The organism is Tannerella serpentiformis, assembly GCF_003033925.1.
GTDB classification, from domain to species: Bacteria; Bacteroidota; Bacteroidia; order Bacteroidales; family Tannerellaceae; genus Tannerella; species Tannerella serpentiformis.
Genome location: NZ_CP028365.1, coordinates 1230992 through 1250367, shown reverse-complemented (window position 1 = coordinate 1250367; position 19376 = coordinate 1230992). Strand labels below are relative to the sequence as shown.

At 56.3% G+C, this 19376-nt stretch carries 11 protein-coding genes; 1 reads left to right on the top strand and 10 read right to left on the bottom strand.

The features are described 5' to 3' along the window. Window positions 1–38: 38 nt before the first annotated feature. Window positions 39–3101: a golvesin C-terminal-like domain-containing protein gene (locus tag C7123_RS05070; protein WP_159049837.1), complete on the bottom strand. Its 3063-nt coding sequence runs from the start codon at window positions 3099–3101 to the stop codon at window positions 39–41. Window positions 3102–4120: 1019 nt separating this feature from the next. Here C7123_RS05070 and C7123_RS05065 point away from each other — a divergent pair. Further along, window positions 4121–5092, top strand: a complete 972-nt coding sequence (locus C7123_RS05065; protein WP_069176001.1) for a DUF6261 family protein — start codon at window positions 4121–4123, stop codon at window positions 5090–5092. A gap of 1278 nt (window positions 5093–6370) precedes the next feature. Here the strand turns inward: C7123_RS05065 and C7123_RS05060 are convergent. The 9 genes from C7123_RS05060 to msrB form a co-directional block, all read right to left on the bottom strand. Next, a complete protein-coding gene (locus C7123_RS05060) occupies window positions 6371–7894 on the bottom strand; it encodes a DUF4301 family protein (RefSeq protein WP_069176000.1) in 1524 nt (507 codons plus the stop codon). 287 nt (window positions 7895–8181) lie between these two features. Next, window positions 8182–9132: a DNA-processing protein DprA gene (gene dprA / locus C7123_RS05055; protein ID WP_069175999.1), complete on the bottom strand. Its 951-nt coding sequence runs from the start codon at window positions 9130–9132 to the stop codon at window positions 8182–8184. Window positions 9133–9275: 143 nt separating this feature from the next. After that, entirely contained in the window at window positions 9276–10031 is a 756-nt protein-coding gene (locus tag C7123_RS05050) for a succinate dehydrogenase/fumarate reductase iron-sulfur subunit (RefSeq protein WP_037977774.1), read from the bottom strand. A 26-nt stretch (window positions 10032–10057) separates the two neighbouring features. After that, on the bottom strand, window positions 10058–12001 hold the full coding sequence (locus C7123_RS05045) for a fumarate reductase/succinate dehydrogenase flavoprotein subunit (protein ID WP_069175998.1): 1944 nt from the start codon (window positions 11999–12001) through the stop codon (window positions 10058–10060). A 78-nt stretch (window positions 12002–12079) separates the two neighbouring features. After that, window positions 12080–12769 (bottom strand): succinate dehydrogenase cytochrome b subunit, encoded by a 690-nt coding sequence (locus C7123_RS05040; RefSeq protein ID WP_069175997.1) that lies wholly within the window; start codon window positions 12767–12769, stop codon window positions 12080–12082. A gap of 680 nt (window positions 12770–13449) precedes the next feature. After that, the gene (locus tag C7123_RS05035) at window positions 13450–14100 is read right to left on the bottom strand and encodes a polysaccharide deacetylase family protein (protein WP_069175996.1); all 651 of its coding nucleotides are present in this window, start codon (window positions 14098–14100) and stop codon (window positions 13450–13452) included. Between the two features lie 55 nt (window positions 14101–14155). Next, entirely contained in the window at window positions 14156–17413 is a 3258-nt protein-coding gene (locus C7123_RS05030) for a glycosyltransferase family 117 protein (protein ID WP_069175995.1), read from the bottom strand. Window positions 17414–17524: 111 nt separating this feature from the next. Beyond that, window positions 17525–17833: a HigA family addiction module antitoxin gene (locus tag C7123_RS05025; RefSeq protein WP_107490694.1), complete on the bottom strand. Its 309-nt coding sequence runs from the start codon at window positions 17831–17833 to the stop codon at window positions 17525–17527. A 114-nt stretch (window positions 17834–17947) separates the two neighbouring features. Next, complete coding sequence (msrB, locus tag C7123_RS05020; protein ID WP_069175993.1) at window positions 17948–19051, bottom strand: peptide-methionine (R)-S-oxide reductase MsrB; 1104 nt, start codon at window positions 19049–19051, stop codon at window positions 17948–17950. Window positions 19052–19376 lie beyond the last annotated feature (325 nt).

The following is a 19376-nucleotide window of genomic DNA, read 5'->3' as shown; positions in this document are numbered from 1 at the left end:
TGATAATCATTCCTCGTCAGGCCTACTCCGCAGTGCGATCAGTTCTCATCCAAGAAGCCGAGCACGGACTGCATGATGCGATCGCGATCTGACGCTTTCTTGATCGATTCGAAAGGAAAGCCGAAGATGCAGGTGCGATATTTCCCCGTATAGACTACGCCGGCGCTGATCCGTGTCTCCGCATAACGCATGACCGTATGTCCCGACTCATCGGCTGGTTCGATGCCATCGGGCGACTCAACCACGTAGCTGTCAGGGTTGGGTTCCGCATAATATTCGAAGGTCCCGTCGAAAGCGGGGTAGGGCGATACGATGCCGCGCACCTGGCCCGTGGACGACGCCTGCCCAACGCGCCATTTGAAATGTAGGGTGTTCGTAGCGAAGAACTGGTCTGCGGGCGTCGATTGAGGACTGTTGAAAAGGTCCGATCCCACGTAGGCGCCAGAAACGAAGATGCGCCCGCCGCGCTTGCAGTGATCCGTCAGCGCGCGCTGCATTCCGCGGCTAAATGCCTCGAATTGCAAAGGCGTGACGCCCCCCCGTCCCATCTTCGTGCGTCGCTGTTTGCCTAAGATCAAGTCAATGATCCGGTAATTCTTGAGGTCTACCATTTGATCTTCCACAGCCTCATTGCTGCATGATACGAAAGAATAACCCGCACGCAAGATGGACTGGCCGTGCAGGGCGGGATAGTCGAACGTATTACCAGCTATGACGACGGTATCATAGTTCGAACGACTGTCGCCGAACCCAGCCGCGTCATCGTCCGTCCACTGTGCCGAACGCCGAAATTCCTTCATGCTGCCGATATAACTGATATCATTAATGTAGGGTACGCCATGATCTGTCCAATCGGTGAACCCAGCTAAACTGTCTGTGGAGAAATCATCCGGCGCGCTAACCCTGTCGAAACCGTTGATCACCATGACCACGCCGCGCTCCTGCTTAGCGCGTCCTGCGGAGAGGGTCTCCGACGGGAAGCTCTCGCCGCCGTCATTCACCGCAGTCACCTGATAGCTGTAGACCACGCCTGGCCGTTGCGCATGGTGGAAGGTCGGCTTGCTGACTAAGGTACCATTATCGAATGCACCATCCCCCTCGCGGATGTACACGATATATTGTTTGGCTTCCGCAGTCGGCTCCAAGGGGTCTTGCACAGCGCGCCACGAAAGCTCGGCCTCTCCTTCGCGGACGAAGCGCAACTGCATATGATCGACAGGCAATGGCTGCACGGCATACTTTCGCCCGTAACGATTGGCTAAGAAGCGCAGCATACCCTTGTAAATCGCTCGGCTGACGGTGAATCGGAAACGCGGATCAAGTCCCAATCGCATATCGGCAAAGTTCTGGTGCGAAAGGAGCTCCAGCAACATTGCCGGCACGCGAGGTGTCCGCGCCTCGGAATAAGGCCTATTCCACATCGCCCGACGCCTCCAGCGCGGCTCATAGAGGGTGCGCACATCATGTACGATAGAGCTTTGCACCATATCGGTAAGGTCTCGCGAGGCGTAACGTGTACTGCCGTCTGCAAAGACCCCGTCATAGACATCCGTACAGAAGATGCCCAAGGTGCCGACCATGGTCGAGTCGTTCGTTGTTGTACCCGCATCGGAGTGGAAGGCAAAAGAGAGATCGATCGGGATACCCAATCCCGGCTCTTGGGGGGTCGCCGAGGTGCCACCGGCTAAGTAATTCACCCATTTGCCTCGTCCGCGATAATCGTCCGTATAGTCATTCTTTCCGCCCGATGGTGAATAGATCGAATCCGGCACACCCGCCCACTGCATCCAGTAGCGTGCCGCTTCGGTGAATCGGGGGTATCCACTCGTCTCGCTGGGATAGGGCGTTGTTGGCGCCTCATCCTCCTCGGTGGACGAGGCACTATGCACATTTGTCGTGGCTCGCTTATCGAGCGTTACCCCACGCGCAATGTTTCCTTTTCCTCCACCAATCTTCACGCCATCTGCCGTAACGATCTCGCCGCCACGACCCGTCAGGTTGCTGAGTACCACACGCCCCAAAGGATTACGACCCCGGTCGAAATCGAAGTGCCCCAAATAAATCCATGTGCCGCCCCCCATGCGCTGATTGACGGCAAATCGTGTGCTGCCGCCCTTATGGTGCACCGTATAGAGGGCCTCTTCGGTGCTATTTGGCAGGGTCTTATAAGAAACGTATACCGCATAGCGTCCCGCGTGTGGGATGTCCGGCGTCCACTCCGCCGTGCTCTCTTTCCCCTTGGCAATGCTTTCCACTGCGCGATAGGTGCCCTCACGAAACGGATTCTCCTGTCCCGTATAACGATCTCTGAGGTGGGCAAAGCCTTTACCCTCCCCCGCGCGCCAGGCCATCTTCGCGTTTTTCTCTGTGTATGTCGATCGGTTGCGACACCCGTCATTATCGATAATGATTTCCACCCCTTGCGTATCGCGCTCACGCGGTAGGAGCACGTTGGCACCGGCCCGCTCAAGCATGGGTACAAGATAGGGTAACACATAGCTCTGCGTGTAGAGATCTTCTACGGTGCCAAATGTCCGTGCGCGCTGCCATTCCCAGCGCCCAAGTTTGCGTTCGTAATAGAGTCCATGACTCTGCCAAAGGGCGATATGCCGGCCGTTCAGCCCGTGCTTAGCCGTCGCAGGGGAGGATAGCCGAGTGATAAGCGGATGATCAGATCCCGACTGCGGAGGGTCGATCTTTTTACTTTCTCCGGTGCGGTATGCCGCCGGCACAAGGTCGCTAATGGATTGCCCGTCTGTCCTGATCTCTACGCTGTAGTCTCGATAAGATTTCGGGAGCATGGCGCTCAGATTGAGGAGGGCATCTTTCACATCCGGTTCACGCATCGGGATATAAGAAAGGGTAACGTCCGCATAAAAGATGACTTTTCGCCCGGCCGTCCGGATAGAGTCCACGGTGACGTTGCCCACATGGGCACGCCGTTTGGCCCATGTAGAGAGATACGTTGCCGCCTTCTGCGAGAGATCCTTGGGAAGTGTTTGCGCCGCACTGTTGGCGGTCGATAGGCCGCTGAGCATAAACAAGCCCAGCAGATACTGCCCCGCATGGCGCGCGAGACAGTAGATCGTGTGATTATTCATGTGGTGTATGCTTTTGTTCATCTTAAAATGTAAAACAAAAGTACCCATTCATTCGACAATGACCAAGTGCGAACAAAGTTTATTACCCATTTTGTGCGCTGGGTCATGTATAGGGCATTGTTTTGCAAGATCTTTTCCTGGCAGGATGGATCAGAGGATAAGGTAGAATCTATTGCGCGCTGTACGTAATTTATGCATTGAGCAATTTTTGCTTATTTCGCAGGCTGTATGGTGGTCAATCAAATATAGTGAGACCTGCTCCGCGCATCCAATGACTCACAAAAAGGATCTGTATATGGCTTCCTATATAAAGAGAGACTGATAAACGGCTGATGTTTGACCCATCTAACGCTGAGCAGGATGGTAAAATCGTCTAAGTAGCTATGATTCATTGCGCTGTAGGATGCAAAAACAAACTCCGATTTTGCATTCCGCAGTGTGCAGAGTACAGAAAACAAGTTTTGAATGACCACTCCGCAGCGTGCAGAGTCCAAAAACAGACTTTGTTTTTGCGCTCTGCAGTGTGCAGAGTCCGAAAACAAGTTCTGTTTTTGCATTTCGCAGCGTGCGAAATCCGAAAACAAACTCCGATTTTGGACTCTGCACGCTGTGAAGTCCTGAAAACAAGTTTTGTTTTTGAGCTCTGCACACTGCGGAATCCAGAAAACAAGTCTTGATTTTACACTCTGCAGCGTGCAGAATACAAAAAACGACGCTTGAAAGGCTGTCAAATAATGAAAGCTATCGACCGTATTTTCCGTGAATAGTATGCAAATATATAGAATAGGAGTCAATGTAAGGATGGCTTAGGCATTCAATGATCGGCACAATAGGTAATCTTTACGCCGCATATCGGTGGGATGATCTACATGATTGTATCGCCGCTTGACGTGGACTAATCCCGCAACAAGAGGGGTTAAAAAAAATAATGCAGATGGTTTTGCAATGGATACGAATAAGTGACTTACATTTGCGGCCATAATCATCATGATTCATTCACACATCAAAAACATAATACGATGAGAGAGATAAAAAAGATCGCGAACGATACAACGCGCTATCCTATGGCTATGCATATCGATATGCAGGAACAAATCTATGGATTGATTCAGCCCTTCGCACCGGAAAAGATTCTGCTGGGCACAACGGATATTCCCTCTTGGAAGAAGGACATTGATCAGGAGAAAGATGCGGTGCGAGACACGCCGCCGTCGGAGTCCATTCCATTCTTAACCGCCAAAGGGAAAAAGCGGCGGGAGATCGTTTCATCCCTCTTTTTAGAGATCCGCGCTGCGTCGACTTCACCTGTCGAAACCCGCGCGAAAGCTGCTCACCGCCTCCGCCTCGTCATCGATTCCTATAAAGGTCTTCAGCGTGAGAACTTGATTGAGGAAACAGGTCACGTTTCTGGATTGCTCAACGATCTGGATAAGCCTACGGCCACCGCAGATCTAGCCACCCTTGGGCTGACTGAGGTCGTCCAAATGCTCCACACAGTCCATAACGAATATCTTACGCTCCGAGGATCGCGCGTGAAGGACCTCGCATCCGACACCCTACCCTCTGGCGCATCGTTACGCGTGAAGAACGATGCGACGGCTGACCAAATCTTTCGCCATATCGAAGCCGCCTATCTGTCCACTACCACCGACGATGACCGCAAAGCTATTGGCGAGCTGATAGACCGCATCAACGCCGTGCTCGGCATGATCAAGACGACGTATCGCCAGCGAATCGCGCAGAAGAAAGCCTCCTCGAAGAAGAAAAAGGGTGGTAAGGATAAGGAACCGAAGCAGCCCGAGTCGCCGAAGAACCCTAAGAAAAGAAAGGAAGAGCCAGACATTCGCCTCCCGGAAGATGAAAAACCGAAGACGCCCGACACCCCCGGAGGCGACACGCCCAAGAAACCCGAAGGCGGCGGTGAGACCCCCGAGCCACCGAAGAAGCCCGAGAGCGGCGGCGGCCCTGAGATCCATCTCCCAGAGGAGTAACCGCTCACTGCATCTCTGAACCGTTCGCCCGGCAGAGTCTCTCTGCGGGCTCGACTCTTCCGACCCTTCCAACCGAGGTGTCTAATCGCAGGTTCAGTGTATAGGCTCCCTCCGACCGCAGTATAGACCATGCGCTTGCCGCATGGCAATCGGGCATCCTGCAAAGTCGAGATGTCCGTTTTTGTATGCTGATACTTTCGATCGGAGAGTCCAATCACAGATTTAGTGTTCAGACCTTCTCAGACCGTAGTATAGGCCATGCGCTTGTCGCATGGCAATCGGGTATCCTGCAAAGTCAGGGTGCCCGTTTTTGTATCCAGATCCTTTTGACCGAGGAGTCTAATCGCAGGCTCAGCGTTCAACTCCCCTTCCGACCGTAGTATAGGCTATACGCTTGCCGCATGACAATCGGGTACCCTGCAAAGTCCGGGTGCCCGTTTTTGTATGCTATCCTTTTGACCGAGGAATCTAATCGCAGGCTCAGCGTTCAGCCTCCTCAGACCGCAGCATAGGCCATGCGCTTGTCGCATAGCAATCGGGCATCCTGCAAAGCCGGGATACCCGTTTTTGTATGCTATCCTTCCGATCGGAGAATCTAGTCATGGATTTAGTGTTCAGACCCCCTCAGACTACAGCATAGGCCATACGCTTATCGTATGGCAATCGGGCATCCTGCAAAGTCAGGGTGCCCGTTTTTATATGGTATTCTTCCAGCCAGGGAATCTAATCGCAGACTCAGCTTTCAGATCCCCTCTGACCGCAGTATAGGTCATGCGCTCGTCGCAAGGCAATCGGGCACCCTGCAAGGTTAGGGTGCCCATTTTTGTATGCTACCCTTCCGATCGGGGAATCTAATCGCATGTTCAGCGTATAGGCCCCCTCCGACCGCAGTATAGGTCATGCGTTTGTCGCATAGCAATCGGGTATCCTGCAAAGTCAGGGTGCCCGTTTTTGTATTCAGTCGTTCTCTCAGAAGGGCTTTCATTCTCTTTCAGTGAGGGTTATCATTCTGCTGAAAGCTCCTGCTCCTCCTACTCGGTAGGATAGGCGTGTACCGCATATGCCTCTCAAACGTTCCCACAAAGGGCAACCCATCTCATCGTTGGGTAGAATCGTGGCATCCATCTTTCCACCCCATCCTGCGGCAGGGTAGGCAAAGAGGATCGAGAAAGGATAATCCGGCGGCGGAACAGGTGACAAAAAAATCCCGCCGATGCATCTCTGCGTCGGCGGGAAGACACAATGTATGACAAGGGAGAAAACTCCCAAAACAGTCGATTAGTTCCTATGTTCCGGTCGAAGCAGGTCGTTGACCGTCTTGACAGGGTTGAAAGTTTCGATCGGCACCTCTACGAAGACCGTATTCCAGTCGCTCATCGCGCCGTTCCACAGTCCGGGCAGCTCAAGTGCCTTGAGCTCACGCCCATCCTTACTCTTCTGCGTGATGAATCCCGTGTTACGATCAACAAAATCAGGCAAGTGGTACTTATGACCGTACGGATCGCGCAGCGCACAGACTATGTCGCAGGGATTGAAGTGCGTACCTTGCTCGAATAGGTGGCGCGCATGGGGATCGCTCATATTGATCTGCGAACTTTCGAGGATCTGCAGCGAGATGGTGCCATCCGGATCGACCGCAAAGAAGGGTCCGCCGCCCGGTTCACCCGTATTCTTCACCATGCCGCACACCCGGAGCGGCCGCATGAGCTTGCGTCGCAAATAGGCGATGCGATCCTTCAGCTCGGTGGGCATAGACGGATTACGCACGCAGAGCGTCTCGCAGACGAAACGGTCGATCTCGTCCACCTGTTCGGGCGAGCATGCACCGCTATCGATCAGTCGTACGTAGTTAGAAATGCGATCGTGCAGGTCGACCAGTATACCCGCCAGAAGTTGTTTGTAGGTTACGGTCACGGGTTTCATGCGGTCGGGGACTACGTTGTCGATATTCTTAATGAAAACAACATCCGCGTCCATCGCGTCGAGGTTACCAATCAGCGCGCCGTGTCCACCGGGGCGGAAAAGGATCGTACCGTCCGCCTCGCGGAAGGGCTGATTCTGCAAATCCACGGCAACCGTGTCGGTAGAAGGCTGCTGCGTACTGAACGAGATGTCATACCGTACACCGTAACGACTCTCGTATGCAGGTACAACACGCCGCACCAGCTGCTCGAAGAGTGCCTGATGCTCAGGCGAAACGGTCAGGTGGATGTTCACACGCCCCGCTTGATTGCGAGCGTAGAGTGCACCCTCCACGAGATGTTCCTCGAGTGCCGTCCGCGGACCATCAGCCGATCCGTGAAAAAGGAGCAGTCCCTTCGGCAGTTCGCCATAGTCCATCCCGCGCGCCTCGAGCAAGTTAGCAACGACAGCCTTATACCGCCCCGCGGCGATCAGCTCATGCACGCCCATTCCCTCATTGGTGCGGCATGCAGCGTCAAGCGTACCGAAGAAGGCGAACGAGTCAATCTGGTCGAAGAAGGTGCGTTCGAAGTCCGTCGACGGACTATCCGACGAGGAGGACAGGAATGCGAAGAGGTTCTTGAACATCCGGCTGGCTGCACCAGAGGCCGGAACGAATTTGAGAATGTGGGCATCGCGCGTCAGATAAGTGTTCCAACGTTCAATGTACTGGGCAAGCTCTTCGTCGGACACTACGCGGATACCGTTTCCAGCAGTTGCGGAGGCCACGAGGGAGAGAAATGGAAAGCCGTTCGCGAAGCATGCCAGCTGTTCATTCAGTTGGGCTTCGGTAATTTTCTTATCGGCCAGATGCCGAATGTCGTCTGAGCTAAGTGTCATAAGGCGTATCATTTATGTTGGTTGATGCCCCAAAGATCCGCAAGGTTCCCCGATGCTGCAAACGGTCCATCGACCGTCTGCGTAGCATCTATCCCGCACCACGCAGCCCCCTACCGACAGCGTCGTCTGACCTGTTATTCCTTGCGCAGACTCCTATCGCGTGAAACGGTAAACGTACCGTCCCGAGCGCAGACTTGCGCTTGCGATTTCCGCGACCCATATAAACAGACTGAGGGCGCCGGAAAACGTATCCGATGCCCTCAGTCCGTATGGCGGTGAATGAGTGATCACGCTTCGAAAGGGATCCTCATCTGTATGTGGGGGTGTGATTCAGCGGTACAGACGTCCCAGAGCATACTGCGGAATAGGTCGTTCGCAGACAAAATCAATCCCGCCTTATTGTCCCGGATCAGTTGATTGCATCCGAGAGAGTGGTCATCTCCCACATTACCCGGGAAGGCAAAGACGTCGCGGCTATTGGCGAAGGCGTGGGTGGCCGTGGAGAGTGCCCCACCCCGCTCAAACGATTCGACGACAACGATTGCATCGGAGAGACCGGCAATCAAACGGTTGCGCTTTAAGAAGTTCTCACCTGCGATGGGTGTCTCGGACGGGTAATCGGTAAATAATCCGCCCCGCTCGATCATCCTCCGCGCGATCTCGCAGTGGCTCTTCGGATAGCAATTGTCGAGTCCGTGAGCAAATACCCCGACCGTCGGAAGCCCGAGTTGCAATGCTGTGCGGTGAGCACATACGTCGATACCATACGCTAACCCACTGATCACAAGCATCTCTGGAAAAACTTTAGCCACATCTCGAAGTAATTTCTCTGCAAGCCGTAGTCCGTAAGGGGTAGCACGCCGAGTCCCCACCACGCCGATCACCTTCGGCGCATTAAGATCGGCAGTTCCTCGGTAGTAACATACGATGGGCGGATTGTCATATTCAGCCAAACGGCGCGGATAGTCCGGATCCGTGATGGTGTAGAGACGTATGCGATGCTGCTCGATAAACCGCGCTTCTTGCTCAGCACGCCTCAGCGCTTCCTCCATCCGACTAACAATCCGCGATGCAGGATATCCGCTGCCCAATCCACGCGCAATCTCCCACGGATGACTGCGGGCCGCAAAGACTTCAGTTGCCGTTCCAAAATGATCTAATAGTATGTGCGCCTTGGCGTTGTTGATGCCTTCTGTCATCGCCAGAGCCATCATGCAGATTCGTTCATTGTCAATCATGTCTTTTGGTTTTTGTGTGATGTGGACAAAGGTAAAGATTACGTCTGATCCCAGATGGATATGAGAAGAGGGCGTCGAAAACAAGTTCCGACGCCCTCAGTGCGTATAGTCGTGCGACTCGGAATCCGAGTGCAACGTAGGGATCAGTCTTTGAGCTTTGCTGAGATGAACTCGCGGTTGAGGCGTGCGATGTTCAGGACAGAGATACTCTTCGGACATTCGGCCTCACAGGCACGCGTATTCGTACAGTTACCGAAGCCGAGCTCGTCCATCTTGGCCACCATCGCCTTAGCGCGGCGTGTAGCCTCAACTCTTCCCTGTGGGAGGAGTGCCAACTGACTGACTTTGGCCGATACGAAGAGCATCGCCGAGCCGTTCTTACAAGCGGCAGCGCAGGCGCCACAGCCGATACAAGCGGCGGCATCCATTGCGAGGTCGGCATCCTTCTTCGGGATCGGTATGGCGTTGGCGTCAGGGACGCCGCCAGTGTTGACTGATACGAAACCGCCAGCCTGCATAATCTTGTCGTACGCTTGACGATCCACCGTGAGGTCGCGAATGATGGGGAAGCCGGCCGAGCGCCATGGCTCGATGGTGATCGTTTCGCCGTCGTGGAATTTGCGCATGTGGAGCTGGCAGGTGGTGATGGCGCTGTCGGGGCCGTGCGGGTGGCCGTTGATGTAGAGCGAGCACATGCCGCAGATACCCTCACGGCAATCGTGATCGAAGAAGACAGGCTCGCGGCCTTCGTTGACAAGTTGCTCGTTAAGTACGTCGAGCATCTCGAGGAACGAGCTGCCCTGCGAGATGTCCTTCAGTTGGTAGGTTTCAAAGGCGCCCTTCTCTTTCGGTCCTTTCTGGCGCCAGACTTTCAATGTTATATTGATATTCTTATCCATGATTCGGTCGTATTTGAGTAGGGGGGTTACTTCTTGTAGTTACGTGTCTGCGGTACCACAAACTGATAGTTCAGCATCTCTTTCTGCATGACGGGATCCTTGTCCTCGCCGCGGTATTCCCAGCAGGAGACGTACATGAATTTGTCGTCGTGACGCAGAGCCTCACCTTCCTCTGTCTGGTGTTCGCTGCGGAAGTGTCCGCCGCAAGACTCCTCGCGGTCGAGCGCATCGTGCGCCATAAGGGCACCCGTCTCGATGAAGTCGGCCAGACGGAGAGCTTTCTCGAGCTCTACGTTCAGGTCGTAAGGCTTACCCGGGATACGGACGTTCGACCAAAATTCTTTCTTCAGCTCTTTCAGCATCTCGATAGCTTCCTTCAAGCCGGCAGCATCGCGCGCCATACCGACATGTTCCCACATGATGTGGCCCAGCTCCTTGTGGATGCTGTCCACGGAGCGCTTGCCCTTGATGTTCATCAGTGTCTCGATGCGGTGGCGCACCTGTTTCTCTGCTTCTTCAAACTCGGGCAGATCAGTGTGGAAGTGGGGCACTTGAATTTGGTCGGCCAGATAGTTCTGGATCGTGTAGGGGAGCACGAAGTATCCGTCGGCCAAGCCTTGCATCAGCGCCGAGGCGCCGAGGCGATTGGCTCCGTGGTCGGAGAAGTTGGCCTCGCCGATGGCGAAGAGTCCCGGAATGCTGGTCATCAGTTCGTAGTCAACCCAAATGCCGCCCATGGTGTAATGGAGCGCGGGGAAGATCATCATCGGCGTCTCGTAGGGATTCTCGTCGACGATCTTCTCATACATCTGGAAGAGGTTGCCGTATTTCTGCTCTACTACGTCACGACCGAGGCGCTTGATGGCGTCCGCGAAGTCGAGGTAGACGGCGAGGCCCGTGTTGTTCACGCCGAAGCCTGCATCGCAACGTTCCTTGGCGGCACGTGAAGCTACGTCACGCGGTACGAGGTTACCGAAGGCCGGATAGCGGCGCTCGAGGTAGTAGTCGCGGTCTTCCTCTTTGATCTGCGTCGGTTTCAGCTTGCCTGCGCGGATGGCTTGTGCATCCTCGAGCTTTTTAGGCACCCAGATACGACCATCGTTACGGAGCGACTCGGACATCAGCGTCAGTTTCGACTGGAACTCGCCGTGAACGGGGATACAGGTCGGGTGGATCTGCGCCATACAGGGGTTGGCGAAGTAGGCGCCCTTCTTGTAGCACTGCCATGCGGCCGAACCGTTCGAGGCCATGGCGTTCGTAGAAAGGAAGAAGACGTTGGCGTAACCGCCCGTGGCGATCACTACGGCGTGGGCAGCGTAACGCTCGATGGCGCCGGTGACGAGGTTGCGGACGATGATGCCGCGTGCACGGCCGTCAACGATAACGAGGTCGAGCATTTCGTGGCGCGTAAACATCTTCACTTTGCCTTTGCCCACCTGACGGCTGAGGGCCGAATAGGCGCCCAGAAGGAGCTGCTGACCCGTTTGGCCGCGGGCATAAAAGGTTCGCGATACCTGTGCGCCACCGAAGGAGCGGTTGTCGAGCAAGCCGCCGTATTCGCGGGCGAAGGGTACGCCTTGCGCTACGCATTGGTCGATGATGGCGTTCGAGACTTCAGCCAGACGATAGACGTTGGCTTCGCGGGCACGATAGTCACCGCCTTTGATAGTGTCGTAGAAGAGGCGATAGACGGAGTCGCCGTCGTTCTGATAGTTCTTGGCCGCGTTGATACCGCCTTGGGCGGCGATGGAGTGTGCGCGGCGCGGTGAGTCCTGAATACAGAAGTTGAGGACGTTGAAGCCCATCTCTGCCAGTGATGAGGCGGCTGAAGCACCGGCCAGTCCGGTGCCGACGATGATGACGTCGAGGCGGCGCTTGTTGGCGGGGTTGACTAACTTCTGATGGTCTTTATAATTGGTCCATTTGTCGGCTAATGGACCTTCCGGTATTTTGGAATTGATTTCTGCCATGATGATTTCCGAATAATAAATGAGGTGTTTCTATGCGTCACACCTACACATAAGTAATGCTTGTCTTTCTCTCTCTTGTTAGTTGCTGAGGCTTTGCGCGTAGAAGAAAAGGGTTACGAAGGCGAAGCCTACGCAGATGAGCGTAGCCACGATGGTGGAGATACATTTCCAGCGGTTGAACCATTGTTGGTTGTTCCAGCCGATGGTGTGGATGGCGCTCCAGAAGCCGTGCGTGAGGTGGAACCACAGGGCTACGTACCAGATCAGATAGCCCAGAACCACGAGGGGCTGGCTGAAGTAGTAGCGGATGAAGGCGGCTCCGTCTTGCGGAGAGACCATCTGGCCGCCCAACGCCACTTCATGGTGTCCGGTGAGTTCAGCGAACATCATCTTGTGCCAGAACTGACACAGGTGAAGGCACATGAAGCCGATCACAACCACGCCGATGGCGAACATGTTTTGCGATGCCCAGCTTACGCCCGCCGGACGGGTGTTGACCGCATAGCGATCGTTGCCACGTGCCTTGCGATTTTGCAGCGTCAGCATCGTTGCATAAACGAAATGGAGCACCACGAAGCCGCCCAATACAACGGTTGCGGCCACAGCGTACCAATTCGCGCCCAACAGTCCACAGATCATGTTATAGGCGTCCGTTGAGAAGACGGCCGCCACGTTCATCGATAAGTGGAACAACAGAAAGAAGATCAAGAAAAGCCCGGAGATACTCATCACCAACTTTTTCCCGACGGAAGATTTGACTAACCACATAAGTAAATAATTTAATTGTTTTCTCTGTTCATTCTTTGTGGTGCAAAAGTACGATAAGGCCGGGCATTCACAACTGTTTAGGGAAATATTTCCGTAATGGGTGGAGGCTTGGCGGAACAGACCTGTCGGGGCTGTGTTTAGCGTCGAATCATTTGGGCAGCTCGCTTGTCGGTGCTCTCAAAGCATGGCTACGGGGTGTCGGGGTCAAAAACGTGCCGCCTTTTGTATGGCTACGGGGTGTTGGGGCCCAAAACGGGCCGCCTTTTGTATGGCTACGGGGTGTCGGGGCCCAAAACGGGCCGCCTTTTTCATGGCTACGGGGTGTCGGGGTCCATAACGTGCCGCCTTTTGCATGGCTACGGGGTGTTGGGGTCCAAAACGGGCTGCCTTTTTCATGGCTACGGGGTGTCGGGGCCCAAAACGGACCGCCTTTTGCATGGCTACGGGGTGCGCGGTCCAAAACGGGCCGCCTTTTGCATGGCTACGGGGTGCGCGGTCCAAAACGGGCCGCCTTTTACACCGCGACGGGGTGCGCGGTCTAAAACGGGCCGCCTTTTTCATGCCGACAGCCTGCGCGGTGAAAACGGCGGCCCGTTTTTTACAGTTCTTGGGTGCGCGGTGAAAACGGCGGGCTGTTTTTCACAGTTCTTGGGTGCGCGGTGAAAACGGCGCCCCGTTTTTCACAGTTCTTGGGTGCGCGGTGAAAACGGCGGGGGAGCTTCGAGGCGCCGAAAGGTGTATCCAGCGGTGCGGAGCCACGTGACGACGCGGGGCAGGGCGTCGAACATCCGCGGGGCGGCCTTGGGGGAGTCGTGGAAGACGATGAGGGAGCCGTTGCGGGCGTAATGGGTGGCGTTATGGAAGACGTCGTCGGGGGTGAGGCGGGGGCTGTAGTCGCGGGTGACGACGTCGAACATGATGAGTCGGTAGCCAGCCGCGCGGAGGGCTGCCTGTTGAGCGGGGGTGAGTCGACCGTGCGGGGGGCGGAAGAGGGGGCTGTCGATCAGCTTGGCGGCCAGGCGGACGTCGGCCATGTAGTCTGAGGCGGGCAGACGGAAGCCGCGGATGTGGTGATGGGTGTGATTGCCGACGGTGTGTCCGGAGGCGAGGATGGCGCGGTAGGCTTCGGGGTAACGGCGGACGTTGTCGCCGACGCAGAAGAAGGTGGCGGGGACGGCGAGCTGGTCCAGCACGCGGAGCAGGCGGGGGGTGGTGGCAGCGTTGGGGCCGTCGTCGAAGGTGATATAAACACAGGGCTCTTCCGCGGGCAGTCGCCAGACTGACCCGGGGAAGAGCTTCCTGTAAAACCAAGGGGGGCGCTCGATGAACATACCCTACGACTCCGCAGAGCAGCGCATCTGCACTACGCTGCGAAGTCTACTTGGTTCATTGCTTATTGCCCAGCTGCGGGGCGAGGGTGTTGTAGAACTTGGTGAACTCGTCGACGTACTTGGCGCCATAGTTCGGGTCGTAGTGCTTGCCGACACCGATGACGTTCTGCACGATGGCCATGTCGCGCTGGAGATCTTCGCGTATGCTGGCGAACTGAGCCGGTTTGAGGCGGACGTACCAGCGGATGTTGCGCAGGGAGTTCTCAACGATGGCGTCGAGGATGGGTTCGCCCTTGTCCTTCTTGCCGAGCGCCATGTAGGTCTCGCCGATGGCGATGGCGCTGTAGTCAAGCGGGACGTTGACGGCCGGGAGCACCTTCATGGCCTTGTCCGCTACGGCCAGTGCCTTGTCGCGTTTGCCTTCGCGGATGAGGGCTTGGGCCAGCTCGCCGAAGACGTACATACGGTAGCTCTTGCACATGCGCATCGTGTTCTCCTCGAGGTAAACACCGGGCTTGTCGGCACCGCCCCACTTGAAGCGGTTCATGACGTTGTCGTACATCTTTTCCGTGTTGATCGGGCGGGCACCCTCGGCACGTGTCGAGAAGGGCACGAGGCGGTAGGCCAGGCCGGTCTTTTGGAAGTAGGGGTCGAGGCGGACGAACTGGTTCGGGTCGACGGTGATGGCGAAGTAGATGGGGCGCTTCCAGTTGTTGGTCACCACCATGTCGAGGATGGTGATGGCTTCCTTACCGATGGCTTGCTTGCCGGAGAGGTCGATGAGGAGCTCTCGGGCCATCATCGGGGCGTCTTGCGGATCGATGGCGTTGTTCTGGCGCACAGCATTGGAGTCGATCGGGTAGACGAACTTCTCGGCCGGCAGATAGTCGATCGGCTCATTGACGCCGGGGACGGTCTTCGTGCGTGGGTCGTCGCTGCGGAGCCACTCGAGGGCCTGGTTGAGGTCCATCTGCTCCACGCGCTTGATGAGGTAGGCGTGGTCGCGGGTACCCTGGATGTATTGGGCGCGCGTCCAGGTGATGGGCAGCGGATCGGAGTTGTAAGCCTGACGCTTCATCTGATCCGTGTACCAGTCTGTTTGCAGGTAGCTGGTGTTGCAGACGCGCACATCGGTGCGAATGCCTTCCACCTCTTGGGCATACCAAAGCGGGAAGGTGTCGTTGTCGCCGTTGGTGAAGATCACGGCGTTCGGCTCGCACGACTCGAGGTAGTTGGCGCCAAAGTCGCGGCACATGTAGCGGCCCGAGCGGTCGTGGTCGTCCCAGTTCTGTCCGGCCATTTGCAACGGTACGAGCACGCAAAGCACCGTGGCGATCGCTCCGGCTGCAATGCCCGGCAGCTTGCCATATTTCTCTATCGCCCGTGCGATGGCTCCGACGCCCAGTCCGATCCAAATGCAGAAGGCATAGAACGATCCGGCGTAGGCGTAGTCGCGCTCACGCGGCTGGTAGGGCGTCTGGTTCAGATAAAGCACGATGGCGATGCCGGTCATGAAGAAGAGTAGGAAGGTGATCCAGAACGACTGCATGCCGCGGCGTCCGCTGCCCAGCTGATAGAAGATACCGAGGATACCGAGCAGCAGCGGGAGCATGTAGTAGACGTTGTGGCCCTTGTTGTTGATGATGTCGTTCGGCATATTATCCTGCGGGCCAACCATGAGGGCGTCGATGGGTTTGATGCCTGTGATCCAGTTGCCGTTCAGGATCTCGCCGGCGCCTTGGATGTCATTCTGTCGGCCGGAGAAGTTCCACATGAAGTAGCGCCAGTACATGAAGTTCAGCTGGTAGCGCACGAAGAAGACGAGGTTCTCCGCGAAGGTGGGCTTCATGGCCGTCTTCGTCTCGCCCATCAGCTGATATTTGATCGGCGTACCCTTCACGTTGCCCCAAGACTTATACGCCTCCACGTGGCGCGGCTCGGAGCTGTACATGCGGGGGAAAAGCATTTCGGTCTCGCTGACGTATTCGTAATCCGGGGTGACGTAGGAGACGTAATAGCGATCCTTCTCCGTGGGGCTTTTCTTGATCACGCGGCTCCAGGTCTTGGGGCCGTCCTTCGATGCAGCCGTGCCATCACTGTTGCGAGCCACCTCGGAGACGTACGTCGGGCCGTAGAACAATGGCTTGTCGCCGTATTGTTCGCGGGCCAAGTAACTGCGCAGGGTGAAGATGTCGCTCGGGGCATTCTGGTTCATCGGCGTGTCAGCCGTCGAGCGGATGAGGATCAACGCGTAGGAGGAATAACCCACCACGATGACGAGCAGCGAGACGAGCGTCGTGTTCAGTGCAGCCACATGGAGTCGTTTCATGCGGAAGAGGGCCACACCCAGCGCTGCGATCAGCAGCACGCCGAGCACGTAGCCCTCGCCAATGAAGGGGATACCCAGCAGTACGATCGAGAGCAGGAACGATACACGCACCCGCATCGGATTCGGATCCTGTCGCATGGTCTCCCAGATGGCCCAAGCCAATACGGCAGCCACGATGATGACATAGGCATAGACACCCGTATTGTAGGGCATGCCCAGCACGTTGACGAACAGCAGCTCGAAGAGTCCGCAGACTTCCACCAGACCCTGCACCACGCCGTACATCATCACGGCCACGAGGGCGAATGAGATAAGCAGTGCCACCAGTGTACCCTTCAGCGTGGGGTTGGGGTACTTCCTATAATAATATACGAGTACGATGGCGGGGATACAGAGCAAGTTCAGGAGGTGCACCCCAACGCTGACCCCCATGAAGTAGGCGATGAGCACGATCCAGCGATCGGCATGCGGACGGTCGGCCACCTCTTCCCATTTCAGGATCAGCCAAAAGACAAGGGCCGTGAAGAGCGACGAAGAGGCGTAAACCTCACCCTCGACGGCGCTAAACCAGAACGTATCGCTGAACGTGTAAGCCAGCGCGCCCACAATGCCACAGCCCATCACCATCACGGTGCGCGCCAGCGTCAGCTCGCGCTTCCCTTCCTTGAGGATTATGCGCCGCGCCATGTGCGTGATGCTCCAAAAGAGGAAGAGGATGGTCAGGGCGCTGAAGAGGGCCGACATCGAGTTGACCATCTTGGCCACCTGAGCCGTGTCCGAGGTTAGCTGCGTGAAGAGGTTAGCCATGAGCATAAAAAATGGGGCTCCGGGCGGGTGTCCCACTTCTAACTTGAAGGCCGACGAGACGAACTCGCCGCAATCCCAGAAACTACCCGTCGGCTCGATGGTCGACAGATACGTGAACGCCGCGACGAGGAAAACGAGCCATCCCGTGACGTTGTCGATTAGCTTGAAATGCTTCATAAAACGATGATATTGTATGCTTTTAGATGTGTCTAAAAAAACGCGCGCAAAGGTACATGCGTGATCTGAAAACGAAAACCGCGGACCCCGAGTGCAGAACTGGGTGAGAGATCAGAGCAGTGCGGCCGACTCACGTATCCGTGCCAAGCGTGTGGCCAGGCTTCGGTCTTCTTTGATTAAGCGCATCGCGTAATCTGTCTGCATACCCATCAAAAGGTCGGATGATACGCCAAGAGCTGCCTCAAAGAGCAGGGCTGTGGTCGGGGTTAGTGCACGACGCTCGTTGAGGATGTCGTTCAGTAGTGTCGGTGATACGCCCATCTGCTTGGCCAGCTGGGCCTGACGGATCCCACGATATTCGATCTCCTCCTTCAGCAGTTCGCCAGGGTGGATCGGGCGGGCACATACGGGGTGTTTCATCGTCGTCGTCATTTGTAGTGGTTTGCCGTTTTATTGGACGAAAGCGGGGGCTACTTGCTGTTTAGTGATGGGGGACGAGCCCAACGCCCATCCCCCATTTTGACTCTGCTTGGCTTACTCCGTCTTTTCGGTCTCGGCTTCGGGCACGAGCTTCAGGTATTCACCATAGCCCTCGGCTTCCATGCGGTCGCGGGGGATGAACCGCAGCGAGGCGCTGTTGATGCAGTAGCGCAGGCCGCCGCGATCCTTCGGGCCGTCGGTGAAGACGTGCCCCAGGTGCGCGTTGCCCGTCTTGCTACGCACCTCGGTGCGCTCCATGCCGTGCGAATGGTCGGCATGCTCCGTGATGAGGCTCTTGTCGATGGGCTTCGAGAAGGCTGGCCAGCCGCAGCCCGATTCGAACTTGTCGGTCGAGACGAAGAGCGGTTCGCCCGTGGTGACGTCCACATAGATGCCGGGGCGGAACTCGCCGCAGTAGGCGTTCGTGAAGGGGCGTTCGGTGGCGCTGTTTTGCGTCACGTCGTACTGCTCTTCGGTGAGCGTGCGGCGGAGCGTAGCGTCGTCCTTACGGGTGTAACGCGGTGCGGGGTTGGCCTTGCGTGCCATCTCGAAGAGGGCCGGCGAGATGTGGCAGTATCCGGTCGGGTGCTTGACGAGGTAGTCCTGATGATACTCCTCGGCGGGGTAGAAGTTCCGGAGCCTCCCCTCCTCCACGGCCACGGGCTTGCCCAGCTTCACGGCCAGAGCGGCGATGGCGCGGTGGATGGTCTCGGCGTCCGCTTCGTCGGTGTAGTAGATGCCCGTGCGATAGCGTGTGCCCTGGTCGTTGCCCTGCCGATTGAGGCTCGTCGGGTCGATGGTTTGGAAGTAGAGTTGGATGAGCTGGTCGAGGGTGATCACCGCCGGATCGTAGGTCACGCGGACCGTCTCGGCGAAGCCCGTCGTCTCGGTCGACACCTCCTCGTAGGTCGGCGCCGTGTCCGTCTTGCCGTTCGCATAGCCGACCTCGGTGCTCATCACGCCACGGATCTGCTTGAAGAAGTGTTCCGTGCCCCAGAAGCATCCGCCGGCAAAGCAAATGGTCTTCGTTCCCGTCTCGTTGTTCGTTAGGGTGGCGGCATTGGCGCGCCCACGTGTCACGGCGCTCCTTCCGGCGAAGAAGAGCGCAACGACACCGGCCGCAGCCGATGCCCACAGTAGGATCTGTTTCTTTCTCATTGTCGTATTCATTTAATATGGTAGGGCAAAGATAGGGGCGTGGGGGTTACCGGGGTGCACGATTTCCTGACGAAAAAGGCCGCGTCTCGCCCCGCGACATTGGGCAAAATGTCGAGCGACAAGGGCCAACTAAGGATCAAGGGAGGCGTTTCTTTGAGTAATTTTCACCGACGACATGCCAACGGTGAAAATTACTCAAGGAAATTCCTCCAAAAGAGATCGGTTGGAGGAAATTACTCGGAGAAATTCCTTCAAAAGAGATCGGTTGGAGGAATTTACTCGGAGAAATTCCTTCAAAAGAGATCGGTTGGAGGAAATTACTCGG

Bases quoted from the DNA above. Each gene is read 5' to 3' on its own strand.
- C7123_RS05070 (WP_159049837.1), bottom strand. From the start codon at position 3,101: ATGAATAATCACACGATCTACTGTCTCGCGCGCCATGCGGGGCAGTAT.
- C7123_RS05065 (WP_069176001.1), top strand. From the start codon at position 4,121: ATGAGAGAGATAAAAAAGATCGCGAACGATACAACGCGCTATCCTATG.
- C7123_RS05060 (WP_069176000.1), bottom strand. From the start codon at position 7,894: ATGACACTTAGCTCAGACGACATTCGGCATCTGGCCGATAAGAAAATT.
- dprA (WP_069175999.1), bottom strand. From the start codon at position 9,132: ATGATTGACAATGAACGAATCTGCATGATGGCTCTGGCGATGACAGAA.
- C7123_RS05050 (WP_037977774.1), bottom strand. From the start codon at position 10,031: ATGGATAAGAATATCAATATAACATTGAAAGTCTGGCGCCAGAAAGGA.
- C7123_RS05045 (WP_069175998.1), bottom strand. From the start codon at position 12,001: ATGGCAGAAATCAATTCCAAAATACCGGAAGGTCCATTAGCCGACAAA.
- C7123_RS05040 (WP_069175997.1), bottom strand. From the start codon at position 12,769: ATGTGGTTAGTCAAATCTTCCGTCGGGAAAAAGTTGGTGATGAGTATC.
- C7123_RS05035 (WP_069175996.1), bottom strand. From the start codon at position 14,100: ATGTTCATCGAGCGCCCCCCTTGGTTTTACAGGAAGCTCTTCCCCGGG.
- C7123_RS05030 (WP_069175995.1), bottom strand. From the start codon at position 17,413: ATGAAGCATTTCAAGCTAATCGACAACGTCACGGGATGGCTCGTTTTC.
- C7123_RS05025 (WP_107490694.1), bottom strand. From the start codon at position 17,833: ATGAAACACCCCGTATGTGCCCGCCCGATCCACCCTGGCGAACTGCTG.
- msrB (WP_069175993.1), bottom strand. From the start codon at position 19,051: ATGAGAAAGAAACAGATCCTACTGTGGGCATCGGCTGCGGCCGGTGTC.